Here is a 26671-nt window from a genome sequence, read left to right on the forward strand (position 1 = left end):
TCCCGTGGGTGGGACGGCCGCCGTCGGGCGTTAAGACGGGCTTGGACTCAGGCGGCGCCCAAAGGAACCACCAGGACAGGAGCGCTGGTGGGCTCTTTGGACCCACCCGTGGGCTCAACCGTGATGGCTACCGATGAGGCCGATGACAGTCCCTTCACAACGGCCGGTTTTGACAGGCTTTCGGCATCCATGGTGCCCTGGGGCACCGGCGCGGAACCATCCTTCGGCAGGGTCCACAGCTGGTAGACCTTGCCACTGGGGGCAGGAGCCACCCCGTTCATGAGCACCACGAACGAGTCCTTCGCCGAGGAAGCAGAGATCGTGGCGGTGCCGCCTCCGGGAACGTCCGCGGTCTTCTTCTGGACGTCCTGCGCCTGGAGGACCTGGTTGATGGGATCGTTCTGGGCAGAAACATACGCGCCGACACCGACTCCTGCCACCGCGATAGCGGCTGCGGCGGCAGCGCCGACGATCCAGGCCCGCGCTCCTGCCATCCCGCGACGTTCCTTGCGCTTGAGCCGTGCACCGGCGAGATCGGCGACGGCCGCTCCTCCGGAGGGCTCTCGGGACGTCTCTCCGGCGGACGGAGCAACAGGCTCCGCAGTGGACGGCGTTGCGGGTGAGGTCAGCGCGATCCTGTCCATGATGGAGTCGAACAGGCCGACGGGGGGCTCCTCCTCCGGTGCAAAGCTGACAGCCAGCGTTTCGTGCGCCTGGCGAACCCTCTCCCGGAACTCCGGGCCCTCGGGTGCGTCCTTGACGTAATCGTCGACCAGGACACGTTCTTCCTCGGTCAAGGCGTCCAAGGCATAGATTTCGGCAAGTTCGAGGACCCGGCCCTCGGCAAGGTCGGTTGCGATGTCGTTCGCGAACATTTTGCGGATAAATCCTCCACCGGTGTTTTCACTCATCTCAGCCCACCCCCAAGCACGTCTTGAGGCGCAGGAGGCCGTCCCGGATCCGCGACTTGATGGTGGGCACGGCTGCGCCGAGCCGTTCGGCAACTTCGCGGTAGGTGAGGCCGCCGTAGTAGGCCAGCCGGACAGACTCCTGCTGCGTTTCGGTCAAGGTTCCCAAACAGCGGCCCACAGCTTCGGCTTCGAGGTTGGTGCCGGCTTCTTCGGCTACAACGTCGCGGTCGGGGTCCTGGCTGGAAGCGCCGTATCGCGCCTCCCGGTCCGTGGCTGCCTGCACGGCACGGACACGGTCGATGGCCCGGCGGTGTGCGATGGTCATCAACCAAGCCAAAGGTGTTCCCGCCCCGCGGTCGAACTTCGCGGCACCTTGCCAGACTTGCATGAACACTTCCTGGGTGGCGTCCTCGCTCAGTTCGGGATCGATCAGCACACGCCTGGCCATGCCGAACACCCGCCTGGAGGTCAGCCGATAAAATTCCGCGAAGGCTTGCTGGTCTCCGGCAGCGATCAGCTCAAGGAGGCCTGACAACTGCGAGTTCAGGTCGGTCGAGGGCCCTGCGGCTTCGAAGACCGGGGGACCTGGGGTGTTGGGGGTGTCCATTACTGTCCAGCATATGTGGTCGGCTTTGAAAGCGGCAGGACGGCCCTCCGGCGTGGTGGGCGAAGCCGTGCGGTTGACTACTGCAGCCACCTGTCTCTCCAGCACACTCACTTGGGCTCCTCATCCGCAATCCTTCGCCGGAATTCTCCTGCAACCGTTATTCGGCGCCGCAGCCCGCGTGGATGGGTTAGATCTTGGCCCCGGCGAAGCCGTTTTGGCGCCATGCCTCGAAGACAGCGATGGAGGCCGCGTTGGCAAGGTTGAGCGAGCGGAGCGAGGGCAGCATCGGCAGCCGCACCCGTGCGGTCACATGCGGATCCTGCTTCAGCCAGGCCGGGAGTCCCACGGACTCAGGCCCGAACATCAGCACATCGCCTTCGCGGTACTCGATGTCCGTATAGGACGTTTCGCCGTCCGACGTGAAGGCATAAACCCGGTCCGGCTGAAGAACGTCCCACGCCGCGTCGATGTCCTTGTGGACCGTGACAACAGCGAGGTCGTGGTAGTCCAAGCCCGCGCGGCGCAGCTTGGCATCGGAAAAGTCGAAGCCGAGTGGCTCCACCAAGTGCAGTTCGGCGCCGGTGATGGCTGCGAGACGGATGGCATTCCCGGTATTGCCTGGAATTTCCGGGGTGTGGAAGAGGATACGGAACACTGGTCCATCCTATCCAGCCTTTGCCGCGCAAACGGTTGGGGGCGGGCTACTGGTGCATGCCCCGCAGCAATCGTGCCAGCACAGGCACCACTACCGTGTTCGGCGCGGGACCGGAACTGAGGAACTGCTTGAGGCCCCGGGCGAGGCCCGCGCCATTGACAACTTCGATGCCGGACTCCGGGGCTTTTCCATAATGGTCGATCACTGGCTCGTGCAGGTTGCCGTCGGGGCTGTGCAGGACCACCCACCCCGTAACGTTCAATTCGGGAAAGATGTCCTGCATCTGCCGGACTATATGGCCGAGCTGCGGCGGTGCGATGGTCCTGCCGCCATGGCGCAATGACTGGCCGTTCCAGGCGTAGGCACCCTTGGGCAGCAGCATGGAGCCGACCAGTGCAAGCCGGTATCCGGACAGTACGGCGTGGTCTATGTGGCTGTTGTCAGAGGGTGACCGCAGGCCGTTCACCAAGCGTGCTGCCGGAATGGCCGTCAGGACCTGCCGCGAGATGAGCTGCACCGTGCGCAATTCGCGCTGGATCCGGGCCTCCGCGCCAAAGATGCCGCGTTTGCGGGGAATCCCATGGACCTGCAGGGCGGCTTCCGCCTTGGAAATGAGGGGCACTTCATGGGGGTCATCGAACGGTGGCACGTACACGGCGGGGTCGCCGGCGGTGTTGCGCTGCTGTTGCGGGCGCCTGACACCCGCGGCAGTGGCCGGCCCTCGATCGTCGGGAGCTGCGTCGTGACCGGGGACGGACCCGCCGGTTGCCCCGGTTGCATACCGGCGGTCGTATTCCGCCCGGCGCCGCGGATCGATCAGGGTTTCGTAGGCCAGGGTCACCCGACGGAACGCTTCAGCCTCGCCGCCGTGATCCGGGTGGGCCTTCCTCGCGGCCTTGCGGTAGGCCACCTTGATTTCTTTGTCTGTCGCAGTGACGGGCACACGAAGGACTTGATAGTGCGAACTGCTGCCCTCGGCCAAGCACGGGCCCTTCTCTAGGTTCGGTTGTCCGCCCCGGGAGGGCGGTACCAGCCAGTTTATCCAGCCACTCCATGAACGTCGGCAGGGGGCCCGGTGGTTCCCGGCTGGCATAATTCGTGCTGTGAACACTCCGGCCCCGCCCAACAGCCGCAGGCCCGGAAAGCTTGCCCTCGCCGTCAACCCGGCCGCTTCGTTCGGCCGCCTGCCCAATGCGGGGGACCAGGCCGCCGCCTTTTTCCGCGCCGCCGGTACCGACGTCGTCGTGCTCCAGGACGTCAGCTCTGAAGCCCTGCGGAAGCGTGTGAACCAAGCGGTCACGGCGGGCATCGAAGCCCTGGTAGTGGTGGGTGGGGACGGCATGGTCAATCTCGCCGTGAATGCGCTCGCCGGAACCGATGTTCCCCTGGGCATCGTCCCGGCTGGAACCGGCAACGACATCGCCAGGTCGCTGGGACTGCCCGTCGATGACATCGCGGCAGCGTGCCGCGTCGTGCTTGACGCCTTGGACGCGGGTGGTCGCCGGATTGATCTTGCACGGACCACGTCGGCCTCAGGAGTCGCCTACTTTGCCGGGGTGCTTTCCGCAGGCTTCGATGCCGCCGTGAACGAACGGGCCAACTCCTGGCGCTGGCCCCGCGGCAGGAACCGGTACAACCTGGCCATGATCCGGGAGTTGGCTTCCTTCCGGCCTATCGAGTACGTGGTCACTGTGGACGGACGGCAGTGGCGCCAGCGCGCCATGTTGATGTCCGTTGCCAACGGACAGTCGATCGGTGGTGGCATGAGAATTGTCCCGGAGGCGGCGCCCGATGACGGCGAACTGGACCTGTTCGTGGTCAAGCCGCTATCCCGCTTGAGTTTCCTGGCGGTCTTTCCCAAGGTCTTTACTGGCCGGCACACAGGACATCCGGCGGTAGAGATCCACCGGGTCAAGCGCGTGCGCCTCGAGGCCGCCGGAATCAACGTCTATGCCGATGGAGAACGGATTACGGCGCTGCCTGTTGAGGTTGAGGTGGTTCCGGGAGGTTTGCGTGTCCTGGCGTAACGCGTCGGTAGACTCTGATCGGGCAGGGACGGTGAATAAGGAGCAATGGTGGTACAGAACGTTCGACGGCGGCTGCTTGCCTTGGGTGCCGTGGCAACCACCGGCCTGCTGATGGCCGGATGCAGCGTCAACGTACCGGACCCCGCGGCTCCGAAACCTTCGCCGGCAGGGTCCACCCTGTCCACGCCCACCATTACCCCTGGCCACGATGCAGCCGCCGTGGCGGCCAAGGACCTTCCCCTTGGTGCTGGCGGAACGCTGGTGCCGGGAGAACCGGTCACGTATGCCAGCAGGCTTGAGGAGGTTCCGGGCTGGTCGGTGGTCCACACGGGGCTGCAGGGTGAGAACCGCTACGCGAAAGCCGATGGCTGCGTTGCGCTGGCAAGGATCACGGTCAACCAGGGTCCCTTGGTGGTTCCCGGAGACGATGTTGCCTCCACCAAGGCACTGTTCCAGTACCTCGATGCCGGGATCGATCCGGAAAAGCTGAAGGCGGCCACCCTGCGCTGGGGGCAGGACTCAGAAAAGCCACAGCGCTCCGTGGAACTGCTGGCCTTGGAGTCGGCGTCGACCGCCGGAGGAAAACCTGCCGTGGTGATGGCCAGGCTGTTCAGTGGGACTGCGTCCTCTGTGTATGTCTCGATTGCCTGCCCGGATGCGTCCGCCCTGGCCAAAGCGAAGGCAGACGTCCAAGCCCAGGTGGTCGTCGTTCCGCCGTCCTGACGGCTGCTGGAAGCAGCCCTTGAAATAATCAACGAGATTTGTTTTTAGAGATATCCTGTTGCCATGGGCGTCACGGGTCCTTCGTGGAGCAGGAGAATTGCCGCCATCGCGGCGCTGGATGACGGCAACCGCCGGGCACTTTACGCCTATGTCCTGGCTGCCGGCGTTGCGGTGGGGCGGGATGAGGCGGCTGAGGCCATGGATCTTCCCCGCAGCACGGCGTCCTTCCACCTGGACCGCTTGGTGGAGGAGGGTGTGTTGAGGGTCGAGTTCCGGAAGGCCCCGGGCAGAGCCGGGCCCGGCTCGGGCAGGCCCGCGAAGCTCTACCTCGCTGCCATGGACGAAGTCAGCGCATCGATCCCGGACCGTCGCTATGACCTGGCCGGGGATGTCCTGGCCTCTGCCGTTTCGGAATCCATCAACGCGGGGATTCCAGTCAGGGAAGCCCTGTTGGAGGTTGCCCACCGCAAGGGTGTCGAGGCCGGACGGCAGCGTGATTTCCTTGGCGCGTTGACAGACTTCGGATACCAACCCATGCCGGACGAGGGTGGGTACCGTCTCCTGAACTGTCCGTTCCACCGGCTGTCGAGGAACCATGAGGACGTGGTTTGCACCATGAACGGCGCTTTTCTGAAGGGCGCTGCTGTGGCCTCGGGACAGGACCCGGACTGCGTGGTGCCGGATGAGGGTCTGGGCCGTTGCTGCGCCCGCATCGCCAGGGTCGAGGCTCCTCCCCGGGCTTGAGGGTGCGGCGTCGGTAGAATTGCAGGGTGTCCGTTTACCTTGACCACGCCGCAACCACCAGCATGTCGGCCGAAGCCCTTGCGGTCATGACCCGCGAATTGGCGCGGACCGGCAACCCCTCCTCGCTGCACGGCGCGGGGCGCCGTGCGCGGAGAACCGTCGAAGATGCCCGCGAAACCCTGGCTGCGGCTGCGGGCGCCCACCCATCCGAGGTCATCTTCACCTCGGGCGGCACTGAGGCGGACAACCTTGCTGTCAAGGGCCTCTACTGGGCCCGGCATGACGCGGACCCGCGTCGGCGACGGATCCTGTGTTCCGCCGTCGAGCACCATGCTGTCCTGGACACCGTGGAGTGGCTCGAACGCCACGAAGGCGCCGAGGTGGTGTGGCTGCCTGTTGACGCCGAAGGCCTGGTCCAAGTGGAAGCCGTGGAACATGAGCTGAGCCGGGATCCGGAGTCGGTTGCCCTGGTTACCGTCATGTGGGCGAACAACGAAGTAGGCACTGTCCAGCCCGTCGCGGAAATCGTCGGGCTGGCCGCGCCATACGGGGTTCCGGTGCACAGCGATGCCGTGCAGGCCTTCGGTTCCTTGCCGGTGGATTTCCGTGCGTCCGGGCTGGCAGCGATGTCCGTGTCAGGCCATAAGATTGGCGGCCCTGTGGGCGTTGGCGCGCTCTTCCTTGGACGCGCAGTGACGTTGACGCCGGTCCAACACGGCGGGGGACAGGAGCGGGACGTCCGCTCCGGAACGCTGGATACACCTGCCATAGCTGCCTTCGCGGCCGCTGCCGCCGGCGCGGTGCGGAACCTTGCCGCTGAGTCTGGGCGGCTGTCCGGCCTCCGCGACCGTTTGATCGCAGGCGTTGGCGAGGTGGTCCCGGAGGCCGTCCTTCGTGGTGCGCCTGGCGAGGGCAGGCTCCCCGGGAATGCCCATTTCACCTTCCCGGGGTGCGAGGGCGATTCCCTGTTGTTCCTTTTGGACCTGGCCGGCGTGGAGTCCTCCACGGGGTCCGCATGCACGGCGGGAGTGCCCCGGCCATCGCACGTCCTCCTGGCCATGGGCCTGGAGGAGGACGCGGCGCGGGGTGCGCAGCGTTTCACCCTGGGCCACACGTCCACCGAAGCGGATGTTGACGCCCTGCTGAAGGCGCTTCCCGAAGCCTGCGCGAGGGCGCGCCAGGCGGGCATGGCGGGGCACGAATCGAGAATCCAGACGGCCGCCACCGAAGCCCGCAACCCGGGTCGCTGAATTGCGCAACTAGGCGCCAGGCAGGAGTTCCTCCAAGGGGATGCCAGGATCGGTAAGTCTTTGGACATCGACGCGATGCCTGCCGGAAATCAAGGCCTTGATGGGCTTCTGCACCCGCCGCTGGTTGACGCTCATGCCGGCTACCACCTGCAGGTCTCCTTGCCCTCCGTTCCTAAGCCAGAAAGCAATGTAACTGTCGTCGTCAAGGGAGCCCCGGATGACGGGGTCCACCTTGGCAGCAAGTGAGGGAAAACCCGAGTACTCCATGCTCAGGGTGAACTGGTCCGTATAGAAATAGGGCACGGTGTCAAGTACGGCGTCCTGCCCCAGCATGGACCGTGCTGCTGTCTTTCCACCGTTCAAGGCATTGGCCCAGTGCTCGCTGCGGTGGTGTTCACCAGTGAAAGGGTGCAGCGCATTGGCCACGTCTCCGGCCGCAAAGACATCCGGCGCGCTGCTTCGGAGGGAGGCGTCAACCAGGATGCCATTGTGGAGTTCAAGGCCTCCGGCCTCGGCGAGTGCGGTGTCAGGAACGACGCCGACGGCGATGACGACGATGTCCGCGGGCAAGGAGATGCCTGTGTTGGTGCGGACGGATAAGACACGGCCATCCCGGCCCTCGATGGAGGCTGCGCTGGCCGGGAGGTGGAATACGACACCGTGGTCCTCGTGGACTTTTTGGAATCGTGCGCCCAAGTGTGGGCCAATGGCGGCGCTGAGGGGCGCGTCCTCGAGCCCAAGCAGGGAGACTTCGTTGCCATAGCTCCGCGCGGCTGCCGCCAACTCCATGCCGATCCATCCCGATCCAACCATGACCACGCGTTGTCCGCCTTCTTGCAGCAATGAGCGCAAGCGGACGCTGTCCTGGTATGTCCGGAAAGTCATGACGCCTTCAAGTTCATGGCCCGGCAGTGGGATATGCCGGGGCTGGGCGCCCGTGGCCAACAGGAGCCTGGCGTAGTCGATGTGTTTCCCGTCCGTGAGCGTTACTGTGTGCGCGGCGACATCGAGTTCCGTTGCCGGGTGGTCCGTGAGGAGTTCAACTCCGTTGTCCGCGTACCAATCCGCAGGCGCCACGTCCACGGCGTCGTCCTCCGCCTTCCCGAGCAGGAATTCCTTGGAAAGGGGTGGGCGGAGGTAGGGGATCCTGCCCTCCGCGGCCAAGAGCGTGAGGGGGCCTTCGAAACCCTCGGCGCGCAGGGTCTTTGCCGCGGTTGCTCCGGCGAGCCCGCCGCCGACTATGACCATCCGTTCGGTTGCCATGTCATCGCCTCGTTCTAAAACTGGTGAATTTGACTTTAGAAGGGCAACAGCTCGCCGTCAAGGGAATTTAAGGGCGCTATGGTCTGTTCGGCTAGAATGGATGGGCACGCCGTCTGACCAGCGGGCGAACCCCTCAAACAATCCCTGACACAGAAAGCCAGCATGCGAGTACTTGCAGCAATGAGCGGTGGAGTCGACTCCGCCGTGGCAGCCGCCCGGGCCGTCGAGGCCGGGCACGACGTCGTTGGAGTACATCTGGCGCTGTCCCGCATGCCAGGAACGCTCCGAACCGGCAGCCGTGGCTGCTGCACCATCGAGGACTCCCGCGATGCATGGCGCGCCTGTGATGTCCTTGGCATCCCTTACTACGTGTGGGACTTCTCGGAGCGCTTCAAGGAAGACGTTGTCCAGGATTTCATTGACGAGTACGCGGCCGGACGAACGCCCAATCCCTGCATGCGCTGCAACGAACGCATCAAGTTTGCGGCTTTGCTGGAGAAGGCCATTGCCCTGGGCTTTGACGCCGTCTGCACGGGTCACTACGCCAAGGTGATCGAGGACGCCGATGGCAACCGCGAACTTCACCGCGCAGCCGATTGGGCCAAGGACCAAAGCTACGTCCTCGGAGTCCTGACTCACGAGCAGCTCAAGCACTCCATGTTCCCGCTGGCGGACACCCCATCCAAGGCCGAAGTCCGCGCGGAAGCGGAGCGTCGCGGCCTGTCGGTTGCCAACAAGCCGGACAGCCACGATATCTGCTTCATTTCCGACGGCGACACCCGGGGCTGGTTGGCCGAAAAGATCGAGATGACCACCGGCGACATCGTCGATGAGACAGGCGCGAAGGTAGGCGAACACCCCGGCGCGAACGCCTTCACGGTGGGCCAGCGTCGCGGGCTCAAGCTCGGGCGTCCGGCTGCTGATGGCAAGCCCCGCTTCGTGCTGGAGATCCGCCCCAAGGAAAACAAGGTGGTGGTGGGTCCGGAGGCGTTGCTCGCCATCGACGAAATCCGCGGCATCAAGGTTTCCTGGGCGGGCCTGCCCATCGCGGAAGTGTCCACGGGCGCCGACTTCGATTGCTACGCCCAGGTGCGGGCACACGGCGACCCCGTTCCTGCCACTGCACGGGTTGAGAGTGTGGTGGACGAGGACGGCGTGGAGCGGGCCGGTCTGGTAGTCACCTTGGAGGACTCCCTCAGGGGCGTGGCCCCCGGGCAGACCGTGGTCCTGTACCAAGGCAGCAGGGTGCTCGGCCAGGCGACCATTGACGCGGCCCGGTCGCTGCAGAGGGCAGCCCTCTAGATCATTGCCTCCGTCTGGCGGGACCTCCATACTGGCCTAAGCAGCTGAACCGCTGCGGTGTTGTGGGGTCCGCATTCGGGACGGCGATGACTGTGGCATTTCCAAAGAAGAGCCCGGGAGACATCAAGGCTGGGCAGATGGTCTCGGTGACCGTTCTGGCCGAAGGGCCCATCGGGACCGGCGGTGCACCACCGTTGACCGCGCAGGTCCGCATTCCGGTGGAGCGGCTCCGGCGCGGCCCCACCGGTCACCGTTACGCGGTACACATCAGGAAGTGGCGGGGCACCACTGTGTCTCCAGTAACCCTGACCAGCCAGGGCGATCCGTGGCAGCTTGTTTCCGAACCGCCGCCGGCAGAACTCAGGGCGTTGCTGGATGACACCAGGTTCCTGGCGCAACATGTCTACGGCGTGGCCATGAGCACGCTGGACGTCTTCGAATCCACCTTGGGACGCCGCATGCCCTGGAATCCCGAGGGCCGGGTGGTCCTCAAGGCCAGGGACCTGGTGACTGCGACGGATACCGGCTACGAGCGCGGCACCAATATCATCCGCTTCGGATCAGTGGACCGCATGGGGTACAAGGTTCCCACGGCATTGTTTCGGGACATCGTGGCCCACGAGGTCACCCACGCCATCCTGGACGGATTCCGGCCGGCCTGGGCTGACCAGCTCGCCACCATAGAACAACTCGCCCTCCATGAAGCTCTGGCGGATCTGGTGGCCATACTGCAGGTGTTTTCCTCCTGGGAAGTGGTGTACCGGCAACTGGAAGCAGCGGCCGGCGGGTTCGAAGCAGGGCAGGTGGTGGACGACGCCGTGCTGCAGCGCTCGCTGTTCGACTTCGCCCGGGACCTCTTCGCCCGCGGTCCCCTGCGGGAACCTTTCGTGGGGGCGGTTCCCGAGGACTGGCAGGAGCTGGAGGAGCCGCACGCACGCGGGGCCGTGGTGGTGGGCGCGGTCCTTCGTGCCGTCCACAAGCTCTGGTCCGAACGGAACGCCCGGTTCGGCGACAACCAAAGCCTGCAGCAGAAAGCCGAATCAGGATCCATTGTGGCCACCCGCATCCTGCGCATGGTGATCCGTGGCCTGTCCTACATGCCGCCGGTGGACGTTGGCTGGCGCGACCTCCTGCGCGGAATCATAGCCGCGGACCTGGATATGGTGCCGGAGGATCCGCACGGCTACCGGGACACGCTGCAGGCCGAGTTCTCCGCGATCGGCGTTCGAAGGGTGTCCCTGAACAACATCAGCGGAGTGGACAACTACCAGGGCCTGCGATACCCGATCCGGCTCTCGGCCCTTGGCTCGGATCCGCAGGAAGTCCAGCGGTTCGTCTGGGAGAACCCGCGGCTGCTCGATGCCGCGCGGCTGGAACGCAGGACGCCTTTGAGCTCAACGCGGGTGCGGACCTCCGAACGGGTATCGCCGGACGGCTTCATCATCTCCGAGATCGGTGCCTCGTTCATCCAGACAGTGCGGATGAGCCGGCGGGAGGCTTACGTTCGCCTGGGGTTGAAGACGCGCCGGGATTACGTGGACATCCGCGGCGGTGGCCTCCTGAGGTTCGACGCCGGTGGGAGGCTCGTTTACGCCGCCCTCAAACCCGTGATGGATCGGGACAGGCAAACGCTCCAATTCCGATCCGATGTGCGGCGGGACGCCGAGGAAGCCGCGTCGTCGGGGGTGAGGAACAAGTTCCATGGCACGGGGGACTGAACCCCAGCCGGGGACGGGTGGCCGTCAGCTGCCCCACGCGGCCTTGCGTGCCGCCGTCGTGCCTTCCAGCTGGGCCACTTGGTCGAAGTTGCCGGCCTTGAGGCCCTTGCTGACGAGCTTGAGGATTTCTGCGCGGCCAAGCGTGGCGTCGCTCCTCAAGGATTTGACCAAGTGGTAGGTGAAGGCGCCGTTGTAGCGCCCGTCGATCAAGGCGTCGGCGGCAGTCTGGTCCGAACGGCAGGCGGCCATCAGCACGGGTTTGGACAGCTTGGCCGACTTGACCATGTCCCGCAACGTGCGCGAATCGTTGAACTCCGTGGCAATGACGGCCCTGGGCGTGGGCGCCGGCAGGAAGCGGGGACGGCGTCCAGGAACCAGGTCCAGCGATTTCAGGCCGGTGCCGCTGTGGCAGGTATCAAGGACAACATCCATGCGGATGCCGTCGGGCAGGCTGGCGAACACGTCCGCCAATTCGTCATCGGCGATGACAGTGGCAGGATCCCACGCGTCCCCGGTGTTGTTGATGTCGTAGCAGGCGAATGCCTCGTCCAGCCGATCGGCTTCATCGCCGTTGGTGTCCGGAATTTGGGTTCCATGGCTGGAGAAGGTGAAGACCAGATGGTCCGCCTTTCCCGTTGTGGCCGCCTCCACAAGTTTGGTGAGTTCTGCCATCACCGCCTTCTTGGTGGCCTTGGCGTCCCTGAGCACGGTGATGTCCGACGCGGCGAAACCGTACTCACCAGCCAGCAGCGCAGACAGGTCTTCTGCGTCGTTGACGCAGCCCTGGAGCCAGCTGGATTGAGGCAGGAACTTGAATTTGTTGATCCCTACGCAAAGGGCTGACTTGCTCATGTGGCTGTCCTTCGGACTCGGTGCTGCATTCCCCATCGTGGCGGCCCCGCAAACCACCGCCTGGATACTGTGCACGTCACCCGTTCATGCCGTGGCACAGCGCTTGCCAACTCGACACTAAAGATATTCCCGGGCGCAGGCGCGGGCAATGGGCCTTAACGATCGAAGGAAGCTACTAGTTGGTAAATTTTGTGTCTCGAATCCCCGTATCGGGGGTTCCGCGTCGTCGAAGTCTGATTGAATCGTGGAATCAAATGTGTGCGCCGTCACAAATATCCGACGGCGGCGCGCCGATTCCATCGAACAGAAGGTTCACCAGATGGCACTGAAGAAGAAGGCCCTGCACGGCGTTATCGCGCTCGCGGGCGTTTCCGCACTGGCGTTGACGGCATGCACCGGGCCCTCGGGCGGCGGGAGCTCCTCTGCGCCGGCCGCTGCCGGACCCGTCGCCTACGGCACCACAGACAAAGTCACTGCCCTTGACCCCGCGGGGTCCTACGACAACGGTTCATTCATGGTGATGAACCAGATCTATTCCTTCCTGCTGAATTCCAAACCGGGTGGGGCCGAGCCGGTACCGGACCTGGCGGAATCGTCATCCTTCACGGCACCCACCGAGTACACCGTCAAGCTCAAGCCGAACCTGAAGTGGGCCAACGGGCACACCCTCGACTCCAAGGACGTAAAGTTCTCCTTCGATCGCCAGGTGGCCATCAATGACCCCGCAGGTCCCGCATCGCTGCTGACGAACATCGAGAGCGTGACGGCGCCAGACGCCACCACCGTCGTGTTCAAGCTCAAGCAGGCCAACGACCAGACGTTTGCCCAGATCCTCAGCAGCCCGGCTGCCCCGATCGTTGACGACGAAGTCTTCCCGGCGGACAAGCTGCTCTCGGACGACGACATCATCAAGGCCAAGGCGTTCTATGGCCAATACACCATCGACAGCTACAAGAAGAACGAACTGGTCAGCTTCAAGGCGTTCCCCGACTACCAGGGTGTCCTGGGGAAGCCGGCCAACGACGAAGCGACCATCAAGTACTACGCGAGCCCCACCAACCTGAAGCTGGACATCCAGCAGGGCAACATCGACGTCGCGTTCCGCAGCCTGAGCGCTACCGACGTGGACGACCTCAAGAAGGACTCGAAGGTCAAGGTCCTCACCGGGCCGGGTGGCGAGATCCGCTACATCACCTTCAACTTCGACACGATGCCCTTCGGAACCAAGGCAACCGGGGCCGACCCTGCCAAGGCGACGGCGGTCCGCCAGGCCATCGCCAACCTCGTGGACCGGCAGGCCATTGCCGACCAGGTCTACAAGGGCACGTACCTGCCGCTGTACTCCAACGTTCCGAACGGTTTCCTTGGCGCCAACGAGTCCTTCAAGGATGCCTATGGTGACAACGGCAAGCCGAGCACCGACAAAGCCAAGAAGGTACTCACCGACGCGGGAATCACGGACAAGGTTGCCTTGAACCTGCAGTACAACCCGGACCACTACGGTGGATCCTCGGGTGACGAGTACGCGATGATCAAGGAGCAGCTGGAGAAGTCCGGCCTGTTCACGGTGAACCTGCAGTCCACCGAGTGGGTCACGTACAGCAAGGCCAGCCGTGCCGATGAGTACCCGCTGTTCCAGTTCGGTTGGTTCCCCGACTTCAGCGACTCCGACAACTACCTGACCCCGTTCTTCCCGGAGGGCGGCTTCCTGAAGAACCACTACAACAACGCCACGGTCAACGAGCTCATCAGCAAGCAGCTCACCGAGTCGGACAAAGCCAAGCGTGAAAAGGACATCCAGGATGTCCAGAACGCCCTGGCCAAGGATATTTCCACCCTGCCGCTGCTCCAGGGCGCGCAGGTGGCCATCGCAGGCAGCGGTGTGAACGGCGTCGACAAGACGCTGGACGCTTCCTTCAAGTTCCGTCTGGGAACCATTTCCAAGTAACCACTCCTCCAAGACCAAAGAGGGCGGGACACTCATCAGGTGTCCCGCCTCCTTTGCTGACTCATCGTCGTCAGTACGCACGAGCCAGTCCCGCGCAATCCACGGGCAGGAAACGCAGGTAACACATGACAACTCTCATAGATGTGCCCGACGCCGAACCCGGCATCGTGGCTCCGAAAAACAAGACCAAGTCCGGGGGAGGGCTCGGCAGGTACATCGTGGTCAGGTTCTTCCTGATCATCCCCACGGTCTTCATCCTGGTGACCCTGGTCTTCTTCCTGATGCGGGTCATCGGCGACCCGATCACCGCAGCGCAAGGCGGACGATTGCCTCCCGATGTCCTGGCGCAGCGGATCCACGATGCCGGCTACGACCGCCCTGTCCTGGTCCAGTACTTCGAATATCTTGGCCAATTGCTCACAGGTAATTTTGGAACAACCATCACGGACCGCCGGCCGGTGGTGGAGGTGCTGTTCACCTTCGGAGCCGCAACCCTGGAACTGAGCATCAACGCACTGATCGTGGCGCTCGCGGTAGGTATCCCGCTGGGCCTGGTTGCCGCCCAGTACCGGGACAAGACCTCGGATGCCTTCCTGAGGCTCTTTGCCATTCTCTGCTACGCAACACCCGTGTTCTTCTCGGGACTCCTCTTGAAGCTGACCTTTTCCGTGTGGCTCGGCTGGTTCCCCGTGGCGGGGCGGGCGTCCACGCGCACGGAACTGGCCATGAGCAACTTGTCGGCGCCGTCGGGAATCTACTGGCTGGATGCCTTGCGCAGCGGCAACTTCACGGCCTTCGGCGACGTTGCCTCCCACGCCGTCCTTCCGGCCGTTGCCCTTGGCCTGCTCACTGCCGGCGTCTTCCTTCGCCTCGTGCGGACCAACGTCATTGGGACACTGGGCAAGGACTACGTCGAGGCGGGCCGTTCCCGCGGCGTGAGCGAATTCCGGCTGGTGACCAAGCACGCCTACAAGCCCGCGCTCATCCCCATCATTACCGTCATGGGACTCCAAATCGCGCTCATGCTGGGCGGTGCCATCCTGACGGAGACGACGTTCGAATGGAAAGGGCTGGGGTACCAACTGGTGCAATACTTGAACGCCCGTGACTTCGTGGCCGTCCAAGGCATCGTGGTGCTCCTCGCGGTCATTGTGGCTGTCACCAACTTCATCGTGGACATCATTGCCGCGCTCATCGACCCCCGAGTGAGGTACTGACCATGGCTACTCCTGAACTGGCTGCACCCAAGCAGCCCCTTTCCTCCCGGCTTCCCGTGGTGTCCCACCTGAAGAAGAGCGTGGGGCTCCAACGGGGCATGCTCGTCACGGGCGTGGTCCTGAGCGGACTGTTCCTTCTGACGAGCATCCTGGCGCCGCTTTTGGCACCGTACGGATACTCCCAGCTCAGCGATGCTTCGGGATCGTTCCCCACCCAGCAGGCGCCCAGCGCGAAGCACCTCCTGGGCACCACCGTCGGCGGCTATGACGTCCTTTCGCGGGTTCTCTGGGGCTCGCAGACGGCCGTGACCGTGATTGTGGTTTCCGTGGCCATGTCCCTGTTCCTGGGTGTGGCCCTGGGCCTGCTCAGCGGCTACTTCGGCGGCTGGCTTGACCGCATCCTGGTAGTGGTGGCCGACGCCATCTATGCCTTCCCCACTTTGCTGCTGGCCATCGTCATCTCCATTGTGATCAGCCGGGGGCAATCCAGCTTTTGGGGCGGCATCTTTTCCTGTGCGTTCTCCATCACCGTGGTCTTCGTTCCACAGTATTTCCGTGTGATCCGCGCAGAAACCATCCGCCTCAAGGCCGAGCCTTTTGTGGAATCGGCCAAGGTCCTGGGTGCTTCCAGCATCCGCATCATCGGGCGCCACATCTTCAAGAACGCCACCAGGACTTTGCCGCTCATGTTCACCCTCAACGCCTCGGAAGCCATCCTGACCTTGGCGGGGCTGGGCTTCCTCGGCTTCGGCATTGAGCCCACGTCCGCTGCCGAGTGGGGCTTCGACCTGAACAAGGCACTGGCGGATACATCCTCCGGCATCTGGTGGACCGGTGTCTTCCCCGGCATAGCCATAGTCCTCACTGTCCTCGGCCTGACCTTGGTTGGAGAGAGCATCAATGACCTCAACGACCCGCGGATCCGGGGTCGCAAACGCGCCGGTGGAACCTCCCCGGCGCCGGTAGAAGCAGGTAAGCCATGACCACCAACCTCGGAAACATTGCGGACCAGGGCGGTGCCTCGGAGCCGGTCCTGGCGATCGAGCAGCTCCAAGTTACCTTCGCTACCGATGCCGGGGACGTCCACGCAGTCAAGGACGTCAGCCTCGACGTGAAGGCCGGCGAGGTGGTGGCCATCGTAGGGGAGTCGGGATCGGGCAAGACCGTCACGGCGAAGACAATTCTTGGCCTGCTGCCGGAGACCGCCATCAGTTCCGGCGCCGTGGTGATCAAGGGCAACAACGTGATCAGTCTCGGAAAGCCGGCCCTGCGGAAGATCCGCGGCCGGGACGTTGCCATGGTTTTCCAGGAACCGTCAACGGCCCTGAACCCCGTCTTCACGGTAGGATGGCAGATTGCCGAGGGCATCCGCGCCCACGCCAAAGACGGGCATCGCGTCTCCGCCAAGGAAGCCAAGGCGCGCGCCACCGAGGCCCTCCGGAAGGTGGGTATCCCGGATCCGGAAGCGCGGGTTGACTACTACCCGCACCAGTTTTCCGGTGGCCAAAAGCAACGCGTCGTCATCGCCGCCGCGTTGGCGTTGAACCCGGGGCTCATTGTGGCGGACGAGCCCACTACCGCCTTGGACGTGACGGTGCAGGCCGAAATCCTCCAGCTCCTGCGTGAGCTGCGGGACAACTACGGAACGTCGATCGTGCTGATCACCCACAACATGGGCGTGGTGGCGGACCTCGCGGACCGTGTGGTGGTGATGTACCAGGGTGATGTGGTGGAGGAGGCTCCATCACGTGTGTTGTTCGCCGAACCCCGTGAGGAGTACACCCGGAAGCTGCTCGCCGCTGTTCCCCATTTGGGCCGCAACTCGGCGTCCGAAGGGGCCCGGGCCCGCCTCCACCAGGACGGAAAAGTGCTGGTGGAAGCCAAGAACCTCACCATTGAATACCCTGGCCGTTTTGGCCGCCACGGTTTCAAGGCCGTGGACGACGTGAGCTTCACAGTGTCCGAAAATGAGGTCTTCGGCCTGGTGGGTGAATCGGGGTCCGGCAAATCCACTATTGGCCGCGCGATCGCCGGTTTGACCAGGGCGACCGGTGGCAGCTTGAAAGTCCTCGGTTACGAGATGCTGGACTTCAAGGAGCGGACGTTCCGCCCGCTGCGCAAGGACATCGGCTTCGTGTTCCAGGATCCGGCAGCTTCCTTCAACCCGCACCTCACCATCGGTGAGTGCGTTGCCGAACCGCTCCTCATCCATACCAAGCCGAGCGCAGCACAGGCGCGGAAACGGGTAGGCGAGCTGCTCGAGTCAGTCCAGTTGCCGGCGTCGTACGCGCAACGCTACCCGCATGAGCTGTCCGGTGGGCAGCGGCAGCGCGCTTCACTGGCGAGGTCGCTGGCACTGAGCCCCCGGCTCCTGATTGCCGACGAACCGACCTCCGCGCTTGACGTTTCCGTACAGGCCAAAGTCCTGGACCTCTTCAAGGACATCCAGGAAGAGTACGGTTTCGCCGCGCTGTTCATCAGCCACGACCTCGCCGTGGTGGACATGCTCTCGCACTGGGTGGGTGTGTTGTACAAGGGCAAGCTCGTGGAGCAGGGCATCGGCAACCACGTCATGGGCGCGCCGCAGCACGACTACACCAAGCGGCTGATCGCCTCGCTGCCGGTACCGGACCCTGAAGAACAAGCACGACGGCGGGAGGCACACCGGGCGCTGTTGGGCGGCTGAAGCTACTCGGACACAATCCCGATGTTGAACATCTTCCCTTGTGGCTGCTGCATGAAGATGCGCAGCCACAAGGGAAGCCACATCTCCATCCCGCGGGCGGCATCCAGTCCGCCAAGGTCCCGGATGTGTTCCTGCGGCCAACCAAAGTCCTGCAGCAATGCGGAAACTGTGGCTTTCGCCCCGGAGTCGTTGCCGGCCATGAAGATGTGGTGCGCTCCCGGCAGCCGCCCGGGCTCCACCATCACCGGAGCACTGACCGTATTCAGGGACTTGACCACGCGCACGCCGGGATAGGTGCGTTGGATGGTTTCGGCGATGCTGTCCGTATTGCACACCGTCAGCGTTGGCGGAAAGCCGTTGGAGTTGTCCAGGCCGTTGGAAACGTCCAGGAGGACCTTGCCGTCCAGGTTTGCTTCGCCTGCCTCGGCCAGCGCCGCAAGGCTCACCGCTCCGGGGGTGGCATTGACAATCAATTCGGCGCCGGCTGCGGCCTGCGAGAAGGATCCCGCATGCCCGAGGTCTCCGGCCTCTTCCGCCCAGGCGAGGCCTTTGGGATTCCCCGGTTCGCGGGAACCCATGGTGACCTCGTGGCCCAAGGACACCAACTTTCCGGCGAGGGCGTGCCCCACCATTCCCGTTCCCAAAACGGCGATCTTCATGGAAGCTCCTTTGCCGATCCGCAGGTGATGGAGCCCATTCTGCACCCGATTGCGTGGCGGCAACACTGCCCTTCCCGCCATCCCGGTGAGGCTTCGGCGCGAGGTAACAACAACGGAGCCACCGGCCGCACACCATAGACTGGGAGGCATGACCGAGCAGAGCAACGCCCTTCCCGATGACGCCGAATCCTTCGACCCGGCAGCGAGTTCCCTGTCCGGCCAGGTGGACCGGGGAATCATGGAGGAATTGCTGTCCATCCGGTCCAGCATCGACAACATCGATGCCACGCTGGTGTTCCTGCTGGCCGAGCGTTTCAAGGCCACCCAAAAGGTCGGCGTCCTCAAAGCCACCCACAAGCTTCCTGCCGGGGACCCGGGCCGGGAGGCGGCACAGATCGCGCGGTTGCGGCGCCTCGCCGAGGACGCCCACCTGGATCCCGCCTTCGCCGAGAAATTCCTGAATTTCATCATCAGCGAAGTCATCCGGCACCATGAGGCGATCGCCGAGAACCACCAGATCTCCAGCCAGCAGGCGTAGGCGTGGCGGATACGCAACCTTTGCGGGCCAGTGCCACGGCTCTTGGCCCGTGGCCGGGCAGCGACGCTGCGGAGGCCCTCCGAACCATCCGTGGGGAGTTGGGGGAGCCCCACCTTCCCTTTCTCCCCGAACTGCCCGGCCGCGGTGTCGGTTCCGACGCCGTAGCCCGGACCGGCAGCCTGTTGGTGGATTTGGCCATCGACGTCCAACCGCATGGCTGGCGGCTGGTGGACAGGCCCGGAAAGGACCACCTGCGGGCCCGGTCGGCCCTGGCATCGGACATCAATGTCCTTGCCGACGTGGCAGGAGCAGAAGACGTTTCGGCCACGGAAGTGAAGGTCCAGTTGGTGGGACCACTCACCTTGGCCTCGGAACTGTATTTGCACAGCGGCGAGCGGGCGCTCCTGGACTACGGTGCGCGTCGTGACATTGCCGGGTCCTTGGCTGCCGGGGTTGCCGATCACGTGCAGAAGATCCGCGCAGCGGTCCCCGGGGCCGGCATTGTTGTCCAACTGGATGAACCTGCCATAGCTGCAGTGATGGGTGGAACCATTCCGACGGCGAGCGGTTACCGGACCTTGCGGTCGATCGCCGGTGACGAGGTCAGCTCAGCGTGGCGGCTGGTGCTCGACGCACTCAAGGAGGCCGGCGTCGTCGAAACCGTTATTTCGGTACCGGAGATCGAAGCGCCGATCGAACGCATCCTGTCAGCGGGAGCGGACGGTGTCGCCGTGCCCCTGAAGGCCTTGACCACACGCCAGTGGGAGCAATTGGCCGCGGCCGTGGAATCCGGCAAGCGGGTGTGGGCGGGCGCACTGCCCACCGATGGTCCTTCCTTGCCACGGACCGCGGACATCGTGGAACGCATCTGGCGGCCATGGCGGCAGGTGGGCCTGCCGGCGTCGGCGTTGTCCGGACTCCGGGTAACTCCGGCGACGGGCCTCGAGAACCTGAAGCCCGCCGAGGCAAAGGCAGTACTGACCAAGCTGACACACGTCGCGGACGGACTGGACCAGTTGGCCCAGGGCTAGATCCGTTCCTCCCACCGGTCAGGCTCTGCGTAGCGGGGCAGGCCCGTTCCGGGAGCACTCCCCGGAAGGTAGGGGACCAGCCGGTAGTCGAAGCGGCCGGCGTACACGAGGACCAAACCTACCTGTGGCTGGATCACCTTTACCTGGATCCGGTGTTTGCCCTCTGCTTCATCCCACCATTGCTCGGCATAGGCGCGGGCGTCGAGGGCGTCCGGCAGGGGAACCCGAAGCGGACCCAGGAAGAGCCGGCTGGCCTTCGAAACGCCACGCAACCTTCCTTCCGGAGTGACACTGACCTCCAAGTCAGTGACGAGGCGCCGGTAGCGGCCCAGATGGTCCACGAGCCTGTCAGGGTGCCCTGACAGACCCGTGACGGCGCTGGTTGTGTCGTGGAACAGCCGGGTACCGGAAGGGAAATGGATCTCGCGCCGCGCCGTCAGGGCTGGCCGGCCAAAAGGGTCCACATGCGCGTGGTTTTCGATCCGGAAGGGAATGCCCTCGCCGTACTCGGGAAAGAAGGCTTCCTCGTTGGCCGTCAGTGCAAGCAAGGGGCGCAGCCACTTCTGCCGGCAGCCCACCACATCGAACACTCCTTGGCCGATGCCGTACGTGCCGGAGCCGGCAGCGAGGGAAAAGTAGTCGCGGACTTCCGGCTGCAGGCGGTCGAAGTCGCCGCGAAGAGCCAGTTGGTAGATGGCATCGCCCATGGCGTGGAGTCCTTCCTAGAGGCGTCCGGCAGCTTTGAGCCGGATGTAGGTATCTGCGAGGTGGGGAGGCAGGTCTTGTGGATCCGCGTCCACTACTTCTGCCCCCAACTGACGGAGCTGCGCCGTGACGGCTGCCCGTTCCAGCAGGGCCCGTTCGGCGGCCGCCGCGCGGAAGACCTGGCTGGCTGTCGAACGTTCTTCCTTCATCGTTGCAAGCACGGGGTCGCGGACCGACGCCACAACAACCACGTGTTGGGTAGCCAGCTGGGCAACCAAGGGGAGCAGGCCCTCTTCGGGGGCGCCGCCGTCGAGCGCGGTCAACAGGACCACCAGGGAGCGGTGGGCCGAAACGGCCCGTACCTGGCCCGGGATCTGCTGCCAATCGAGTTCGATCAGTTCCGCATCCAGCGGTGCCATGGCCTGGACGAGGTGTCCCAGGAGGTTTCCCTTCGACGCCGATTCCACCCGTGCGCGGAGCCGCCTGTCGTAGGCGAGGAAATCCACGCGGTCCCCGCCGCGTTCAGCGAGGACCGCCAAAAGCAGGGAAGCTTCGATGCCCGTGTCCAACCGCGTCTCGTCCTCGATCCGTGCGGCGGCCGTCCGGGACGTATCCAGCACAATCACCACGCGGCGGTCCCGCTCCGGCCGCCACGTGCGGACAACAACGGAGCTGCGCCTGGCCGTGGCGCGCCAATCGATGGAACGGACATCGTCCCCGCGGACATAGTCCCGGAGGGAGTCGAATTCCGTGCCGGCACCACGGATCTGGACAGCCGCCCTGCCATCGAGCTCACGGAGCTTCCGCAGCTTGGAGGGCAGGTGCCGTTTGGAATGGAACGGCGGAAGGACCCGGACGAGGCCGGGCAGCTGCCGGGTCCGCTGGCGGGCGGCGAGCCGAAATGGCCCAAGGGAACGGATGGTCAGGTGCGGTGCAGCGAGCTCGCCCCGCCGCCGGGGGACCAGCGTGACGTTCATCCGTCGGCGTTCGCCCGCAGGAACCACCAGGTTCTGGACGGCGTTGACCGCGCCGGCGGAGGGTTGCCATGCATCACGGACCAATGCGCGGAGCTTTCGGCGACCTGGATTGGTGATAATAACCACCGATTCCACGTGGTTCTCCAGGGTGACGTTCGCCGGTTGGATACGCTCGAGCACGGTTTTGGCCGGGGAAGCTGCCAATGCCACGTCAACGACGACGAGCACAAGCAAGGCAGCGATGACCACAAGCACGGTTGACCAGGCCGGGAACAGCACAACCGGGGCCAACGCAGCGAAGGCCAGAAGGACGAAGCGACCCGTTACGGCCATCCGGGACTCCTTGGTGGCACCGCAGGGGCCTTGTGCCGGGCCGGAAGCTGGATCACCGGGGAACCGGAACGGAAGCCAGGATGCTGCCCAGCACGTCATCAACGTTGATACCGTCCATCTGGGCTTCCGGGCGCAGTCCCACACGATGCCGGAGGCACGGGAGGGACAGTGCCTTGACATCGTCCGGAGTCACGAACGATCGCCCGGACAACCAAGCCCACGCTTTTGAGGTGTTGAGCAAAGCGGTGGCCCCGCGAGGGGAAACGCCGAGCTGGAAAGAGGGTGCAGACCGCGTTGCCCGGACCACGTCCACGATGTAGGCAAGGACTTCCGGTGCAGCGGAAACCTGGGCCACAGCCTGGCGTGCCTGCGAGAGTTCAGCGGCGCCGGCAACCGGCCGCACGCCCGCTGCGGCGAGGTTCCGGGGATCGAAACCTGCGGCGTGGCGGCGGATCACCTCGATCTCCTCTGCCCTGCCCGGCAAGGGCATGGTGAGCTTCAGGAGGAAACGGTCCAGTTGGGCCTCGGGCAACGGATACGTGCCCTCGTACTCCACGGGGTTCTGGGTTGCAGCCACAATGAAGGGTTCAGGAAGGGGCCGCGACACACCGTCAACGGAAACCTGCCGCTCCTCCATCGCCTCCAGCAGCGAGGCCTGGGTCTTGGGCGGCGTCCGGTTGATTTCATCAGCCAGCAGGATATTGGTAAAGACAGGACCTTCCCGGAAAGAGAACTCCGAGGAATGGGCGTCATAGACCAAGGAACCTGTGACGTCGCCGGGCATGAGGTCCGGGGTGAACTGCACACGCTTGGTATCCAGGCTCAATGCGGTGGACAACGCCCGCACCAGCAACGTCTTCGCTACACCCGGGACTCCTTCAAGGAGGACGTGGCCGCCACACAATAAGGCGATAAGCATTCCCGTCACCGTGGGGTCCTGGCCCACCACGGCCTTGCCTACCTCGTTCCTGACGTTCAGGAGCGACTGCCGGGCCGGGTCTCCGGCGCCATTGGCCGCAGCGTGGCCACCGTGACGATCGGCGGATGCGGCATCCATTCCGGAGTGGCCGGCTTCCGGCGCCGCAGTGCCGGAGTATCGCTCGGCGCTTTCCGTGTAGCTGCCTGGCTGGTTGCTCATTGGGCTGTCGCCTCCTGTTCGATTCGTTCCATGTGTTGTGCCCATTGCACGAGGTGTCCTTCAGTCTGGGGCTCTGCGTTGAGCAAGGTGAAACGGAGCTCCGGAACAGGTTTTCCAAAGCGTCGTTCCAAAGCCTCAATGACGGCGTCCGGTGTGGCTTCCGCACCGAGGTTGAAGTACCTGGCCAACCTCCACAGCGTCCCGGCCCGGATATTGTCAGCGGCCCGCTGCACGGCCCGGGAATCCTGATAGAGCCGGGCCCGCCCTTCCGCTGTTTCAGCCGCTTTCACTACCACGGGCAGGGGCTCGTGGACCAGGGGACCCAGCCGGCGTCCCCGCCATGCGATGGCCAGTACCGCCACGAGGGCAAGCCAGGGACCCCCGACTGCCAGCCAGGGTGGTGCCAAATCATTGAGGGTGGGTGTGGAACCGTCGGCTTCCAGATCGACGACGCCAGGCAGGTACCAGACGACGTGACCGGTGGAGCCCAGCGTGCGGAGCGAGAGCGCGGCGTGGCCCTCCTCGGCGAGGTGGGCGTTGTTGAGCAGATCCGTGCTTCCGAGCACCACTACCTTGCCCGTGGCCGAGGCCGCGTAGAGCCCTGGGCCCCCGGCACGGGTGGTGTAGCACGTGACCGGGGCCGTGTAGACGGTGCCCGTGGCGGCGACGTTGCCTGCTGCTGTCGCATCGGCCTGCCTGCAGGAGGGAGCCAGTACGTTGGTGGAATCGGGAACCACGCCGCTTGCCTGGATCTGTGCATCGAGTCCGCGCACGGTCCCCAGCCGTGGTGACACCGCAACCACTTTGGCGGCGTCTGAGTCCCGTAACTCCGTGAGTTGTTCCCGGCCCAGGAAACCACGCGGGTCGTAGACCAGCACAGTGGACTCCGGATTGTCCTCAACAGCGCCCAACGTTGTGGCAAGGGAGCCGGTGCTGGTGACACGGACTCCGTGCTGGCCCAGGAGCTCGGCCAAGGCCATGGCGCCCTCCGGTCCAGGGTTGTTTGCCGACAATGGCCGCGAGTCGGTTTTGGGCGCTTGCTGCTGCACCACGAGGAACGTCACCAGCGCGGCAAACAGGACGGCGAGCGCCACCCACTTCACGTTCTTCCGCAACCAGCTGCCTTGGGTGGTGCCGGGCCCCTCGTTGGTGCGTACATCCGGCGCCGATGGGCCGGCGGACGTCTCGATAAGCGTCATCGCGGCACAGCCAATCCATTGCCGGCAGGGGCAGCGTAGGTGGGGGACATGCCTTGCAGTTCGGCGTCCAGTTGTCGAAGGGCCTCAAAGTCCTGCTCCCGCGCCGCTTGGCCGCCATACAGGACTGCGTCAAAAACGCTGGCGGCGTCAGCCAGGCGATGGCGGACGGCTCCGAATGACCCGCCCAGGTGGGCGGCAGCTTCATCGGCAGTCCTGCCTGCCCGCGACTCGAGGACGTCGCGTTCTTCCGCGGCGCGCACCAGGGCGCGGAATTGATCGACGACGGCGGCCCGCCAGTTGCCGTCCTTGGCGGCAGTTGCGGCGCGTTGCCTGTACGCGGACGCGCCGATTACGGGCTCATTGCCGAACATTCCGGAAGCGGGCGCCTTGCGGTGTGCGTTCAGGCGTGGACGGACCAGGACAACGGCCACCACAATGAGCACCACGGCGAGGGTGATGATGAGGGGGACGGCCACATCATTTCCGCCTGGGGTGCCGTCGCCTCCCAGGGAGTTGAGCCAGTCAAGGAAGTCACGCCATGCTTGGTCCAGCCAACTGGGACGCGCTTCTGCATACTTGCTCTTGCTGAGCTCTTCTGCAGCCCATCGCCGGGCTTCGTCCCGGTCCGGCGCCACGGGCGGTTCTTGCGCGACGGCCAGCGTCAGAAGTCCTGTCATACCGGAGGCCGTGGCCCATAGGGGGCATCCGGCGTCGGTGAACCCGGAACAGGCCACGAACCGCTGTGCGGCTGCGTACCGGTATGACGGGCCAGAGGCCCACCCGGTACGCCGTCAGGGTCCGCGCCCGTCTCCATCAAGCGCATCAGTTCCACATCGAGGCCCTCACGCCGCATCCGGAGATCCACATAGATCAGCGCGGTGACCGACGTCTGGAAGGCGAAGGTCACCGAACCGACAAGGACGGCGATGATGGTGGAAATGATGGTGGCCACCAGGAAATTTGAACTCATGGAGGCAGCATCCGGGTGTGGGGAGAACACCGTTCCAACGCCTTCGGTTGCCAGGTTCACCGGGATCTGGACCACGTTGCCAATGACACCAACCATGATGCTCACTACAAGGGTGATGCCGAGGATGCGCCACCAACTGTTCTTGGTCAATTGCCAGGACCGCAGCAGGCCGTCATAGACGCCCACCCGTTCCACCACGATGGCGGCAGGAGCGAACATGAGCTTCAGGCCAATCCAGACAAACAGGATCAGTCCGCCGATCCACAACGGGATTGCCAAGGCGATTCCTGCAGGCCCCATGGCCATCACCAGGAGCACGGCTACTCCCACAACTGCGGCAACAGCCAAGAGGCCCACAAAGGTGAGGAGCGCCGCCACGCCGAGCAGCGGCCAGATCCGCCGCGCCGCAAGTTTCCACATCTGACGGAAGCCAGTCCGCCGGTTCAACACTGAGCGCAGGACCGGCACGGCGAAGACTCCTTGCAATACCGAGCCGAGGAGGGCGGCGAGGATGGCAACGCCCATAATGGCAGCAATAAAGCCGATGACCGGACCCAGGAAGTCGTCGAGGTCTGCGCGCCGGTTCACGGATTGCAGTGACTCCAGGGCCGGCAGCACTGCCACGGTCAGGACGCCGCCAAGGATCCCGCTGGCTGCCTGCACAATAAGGGCCGAGCCCACCATCGATGCGGCATTCCGGCGGATGGTCTGGAAGGCACCGTCAAAGAACTCGCCGAACTGCAAGGGCCGCAGGGGAATGACCCCGGGTTTGGGCGGAGCGACGTACAGTGGTTGGCCGTAAGGCTGGCCGTGCTGTGGACCGTACGGCTGGCCGTATGGCTGGGGCTGGCCGCCGGGCATTCCGTTGGGTGGCTGGCCCTGCCAAGGACCGTGCCCGGGAGGTGCCGGCCACTGCTGTTGGCCGCCCCATTGCGGTTGGCTTCCCCACCCTGCCTGTCCGCCGGCCTGCGGCGGCTGGCCATGCTCTGGTTGTGTCACGAGTTCCTCCCCATGAGGCCCCGACCGCCGACCATCGACGTCCCCCAAACGGACCTGGCACCCAGCCTATAATCCCTTTGCCATCACTCCTAGCATTCGCTCGATTCCCCGCAGGCAAGAGGGGCTACGGCCAGTGCAGTACGGTGGAAGTGCTCCTGGGGGACGCCATGCCGTGCGCCCCCGCCAACAGGACAAAGGGTTGTCGATAAGGGAACATAT

General features: G+C 64.6%; 25 protein-coding genes. 12 read left to right on the top strand and 13 right to left on the bottom strand.

The genetic code is table 11. From position 1 onward, the window contains the following. Window positions 1–47: 47 nt before the first annotated feature. The 4 genes from ACIPV6_RS04810 to ACIPV6_RS04825 all read right to left on the bottom strand — a co-directional run bounded on the left by ACIPV6_RS04810 (window position 48) and on the right by ACIPV6_RS04825 (window position 3155). Window positions 48–911 (bottom strand): anti-sigma factor domain-containing protein, encoded by an 864-nt coding sequence (locus ACIPV6_RS04810; RefSeq protein WP_400269771.1) that lies wholly within the window; start codon window positions 909–911, stop codon window positions 48–50. 1 nt (window position 912) lies between these two features. Beyond that, the gene (gene sigK / locus ACIPV6_RS04815) at window positions 913–1518 is read right to left on the bottom strand and encodes an ECF RNA polymerase sigma factor SigK (protein ID WP_400269863.1); all 606 of its coding nucleotides are present in this window, start codon (window positions 1516–1518) and stop codon (window positions 913–915) included. Window positions 1519–1705: 187 nt separating this feature from the next. Further along, window positions 1706–2173, bottom strand: a complete 468-nt coding sequence (locus ACIPV6_RS04820; protein ID WP_400269772.1) for a tRNA (cytidine(34)-2'-O)-methyltransferase — start codon at window positions 2171–2173, stop codon at window positions 1706–1708. Between the two features lie 46 nt (window positions 2174–2219). Beyond that, window positions 2220–3155 carry a J domain-containing protein gene (locus tag ACIPV6_RS04825; RefSeq protein ID WP_400269773.1) on the bottom strand — a complete coding sequence of 312 codons (936 nt, stop codon included), beginning with the start codon at window positions 3153–3155 and terminating at the stop codon, window positions 2220–2222. Window positions 3156–3276: 121 nt separating this feature from the next. On the opposite strand from ACIPV6_RS04825, the gene ACIPV6_RS04830 reads away from it, so the two are divergent. The 4 genes from ACIPV6_RS04830 (at window position 3277) to ACIPV6_RS04845 (ending at window position 6917) form a co-directional block, all read left to right on the top strand. Beyond that, a complete protein-coding gene (locus ACIPV6_RS04830) occupies window positions 3277–4200 on the top strand; it encodes a diacylglycerol/lipid kinase family protein (protein WP_400269774.1) in 924 nt (307 codons plus the stop codon). A 45-nt stretch (window positions 4201–4245) separates the two neighbouring features. Then, entirely contained in the window at window positions 4246–4923 is a 678-nt protein-coding gene (locus ACIPV6_RS04835; RefSeq protein WP_400269775.1) for a hypothetical protein, read from the top strand. Between the two features lie 63 nt (window positions 4924–4986). Beyond that, complete coding sequence (locus tag ACIPV6_RS04840) at window positions 4987–5667, top strand: helix-turn-helix transcriptional regulator (RefSeq protein WP_400269776.1); 681 nt, start codon at window positions 4987–4989, stop codon at window positions 5665–5667. A gap of 26 nt (window positions 5668–5693) precedes the next feature. Next, window positions 5694–6917 (top strand): cysteine desulfurase family protein, encoded by a 1224-nt coding sequence (locus ACIPV6_RS04845; protein ID WP_400269777.1) that lies wholly within the window; start codon window positions 5694–5696, stop codon window positions 6915–6917. Window positions 6918–6926: 9 nt separating this feature from the next. Here the strand turns inward: ACIPV6_RS04845 and ACIPV6_RS04850 are convergent, their stop codons facing one another. Beyond that, window positions 6927–8180, bottom strand: a complete 1254-nt coding sequence (locus ACIPV6_RS04850; RefSeq protein WP_400269778.1) for an NAD(P)/FAD-dependent oxidoreductase — start codon at window positions 8178–8180, stop codon at window positions 6927–6929. Window positions 8181–8342: 162 nt separating this feature from the next. On the opposite strand from ACIPV6_RS04850, the gene mnmA reads away from it, so the two are divergent. Continuing rightward, window positions 8343–9482 carry a tRNA 2-thiouridine(34) synthase MnmA gene (gene mnmA / locus ACIPV6_RS04855; RefSeq protein ID WP_400269779.1) on the top strand — a complete coding sequence of 380 codons (1140 nt, stop codon included), beginning with the start codon at window positions 8343–8345 and terminating at the stop codon, window positions 9480–9482. Window positions 9483–9574: 92 nt separating this feature from the next. Next, a complete protein-coding gene (locus tag ACIPV6_RS04860; RefSeq protein ID WP_400269780.1) occupies window positions 9575–11200 on the top strand; it encodes a hypothetical protein in 1626 nt (541 codons plus the stop codon). Window positions 11201–11224: 24 nt separating this feature from the next. Here the strand turns inward: ACIPV6_RS04860 and ACIPV6_RS04865 are convergent, their stop codons facing one another. Beyond that, window positions 11225–12052 (bottom strand): caspase domain-containing protein, encoded by an 828-nt coding sequence (locus ACIPV6_RS04865; RefSeq protein WP_400269781.1) that lies wholly within the window; start codon window positions 12050–12052, stop codon window positions 11225–11227. Window positions 12053–12371: 319 nt separating this feature from the next. Here ACIPV6_RS04865 and ACIPV6_RS04870 point away from each other — a divergent pair, with 319 nt between their 5' ends. The 4 genes from ACIPV6_RS04870 to ACIPV6_RS04885 all read left to right on the top strand — a co-directional run bounded on the left by ACIPV6_RS04870 (window position 12372) and on the right by ACIPV6_RS04885 (window position 17903). Next, complete coding sequence (locus ACIPV6_RS04870) at window positions 12372–14000, top strand: ABC transporter substrate-binding protein (RefSeq protein WP_400269782.1); 1629 nt, start codon at window positions 12372–12374, stop codon at window positions 13998–14000. A 125-nt stretch (window positions 14001–14125) separates the two neighbouring features. Then, entirely contained in the window at window positions 14126–15217 is a 1092-nt protein-coding gene (locus ACIPV6_RS04875; RefSeq protein ID WP_400269783.1) for an ABC transporter permease, read from the top strand. A 2-nt stretch (window positions 15218–15219) separates the two neighbouring features. Beyond that, window positions 15220–16200: an ABC transporter permease gene (locus ACIPV6_RS04880; protein ID WP_400269784.1), complete on the top strand. Its 981-nt coding sequence runs from the start codon at window positions 15220–15222 to the stop codon at window positions 16198–16200. Next, window positions 16197–17903, top strand: coding sequence for an ABC transporter ATP-binding protein (locus ACIPV6_RS04885; protein WP_400269785.1), 1707 nt, complete (start codon window positions 16197–16199; stop codon window positions 17901–17903). The genes ACIPV6_RS04880 and ACIPV6_RS04885 overlap by 4 nt, the downstream gene beginning before the upstream one ends. A gap of 2 nt (window positions 17904–17905) precedes the next feature. Here ACIPV6_RS04885 and ACIPV6_RS04890 read toward each other — a convergent pair whose 3' ends face one another. Next, window positions 17906–18562, bottom strand: coding sequence for an NADPH-dependent F420 reductase (locus ACIPV6_RS04890; protein WP_400269786.1), 657 nt, complete (start codon window positions 18560–18562; stop codon window positions 17906–17908). Window positions 18563–18710: 148 nt separating this feature from the next. Here ACIPV6_RS04890 and ACIPV6_RS04895 point away from each other — a divergent pair, with 148 nt between their 5' ends. Next, on the top strand, window positions 18711–19100 hold the full coding sequence (locus tag ACIPV6_RS04895) for a chorismate mutase (RefSeq protein ID WP_400269787.1): 390 nt from the start codon (window positions 18711–18713) through the stop codon (window positions 19098–19100). 2 nt (window positions 19101–19102) lie between these two features. Further along, the gene (locus tag ACIPV6_RS04900) at window positions 19103–20131 is read left to right on the top strand and encodes a hypothetical protein (protein ID WP_400269788.1); all 1029 of its coding nucleotides are present in this window, start codon (window positions 19103–19105) and stop codon (window positions 20129–20131) included. Here ACIPV6_RS04900 and ACIPV6_RS04905 read toward each other — a convergent pair. The 6 genes from ACIPV6_RS04905 to ACIPV6_RS04930 form a co-directional block, all read right to left on the bottom strand. Continuing rightward, window positions 20128–20838 carry a DUF4166 domain-containing protein gene (locus ACIPV6_RS04905; protein WP_400269789.1) on the bottom strand — a complete coding sequence of 237 codons (711 nt, stop codon included), beginning with the start codon at window positions 20836–20838 and terminating at the stop codon, window positions 20128–20130. The two genes, ACIPV6_RS04900 and ACIPV6_RS04905, sit on opposite strands and share 4 nt — an antisense overlap. A gap of 15 nt (window positions 20839–20853) precedes the next feature. Continuing rightward, the gene (locus ACIPV6_RS04910; protein ID WP_400269790.1) at window positions 20854–22146 is read right to left on the bottom strand and encodes a DUF58 domain-containing protein; all 1293 of its coding nucleotides are present in this window, start codon (window positions 22144–22146) and stop codon (window positions 20854–20856) included. Window positions 22147–22198: 52 nt separating this feature from the next. Next, complete coding sequence (locus tag ACIPV6_RS04915; RefSeq protein ID WP_400269864.1) at window positions 22199–23203, bottom strand: AAA family ATPase; 1005 nt, start codon at window positions 23201–23203, stop codon at window positions 22199–22201. 77 nt (window positions 23204–23280) lie between these two features. Beyond that, the gene (locus ACIPV6_RS04920) at window positions 23281–24483 is read right to left on the bottom strand and encodes a DUF4350 domain-containing protein (RefSeq protein ID WP_400269791.1); all 1203 of its coding nucleotides are present in this window, start codon (window positions 24481–24483) and stop codon (window positions 23281–23283) included. Next, the gene (locus tag ACIPV6_RS04925) at window positions 24480–25160 is read right to left on the bottom strand and encodes a DUF4129 domain-containing protein (RefSeq protein WP_400269792.1); all 681 of its coding nucleotides are present in this window, start codon (window positions 25158–25160) and stop codon (window positions 24480–24482) included. The genes ACIPV6_RS04920 and ACIPV6_RS04925 overlap by 4 nt, the downstream gene beginning before the upstream one ends. Then, window positions 25157–26452, bottom strand: coding sequence for a glycerophosphoryl diester phosphodiesterase membrane domain-containing protein (locus ACIPV6_RS04930; RefSeq protein WP_400269793.1), 1296 nt, complete (start codon window positions 26450–26452; stop codon window positions 25157–25159). Before ACIPV6_RS04930 ends, ACIPV6_RS04925 begins: the two co-directional genes overlap by 4 nt. Between the last annotated feature and the right edge of the window lie 219 nt (window positions 26453–26671).

The organism is Paenarthrobacter sp. NPDC089988, assembly GCF_044748465.1.
In the GTDB taxonomy this organism is placed as follows: Bacteria; Actinomycetota; Actinomycetes; order Actinomycetales; family Micrococcaceae; genus Arthrobacter.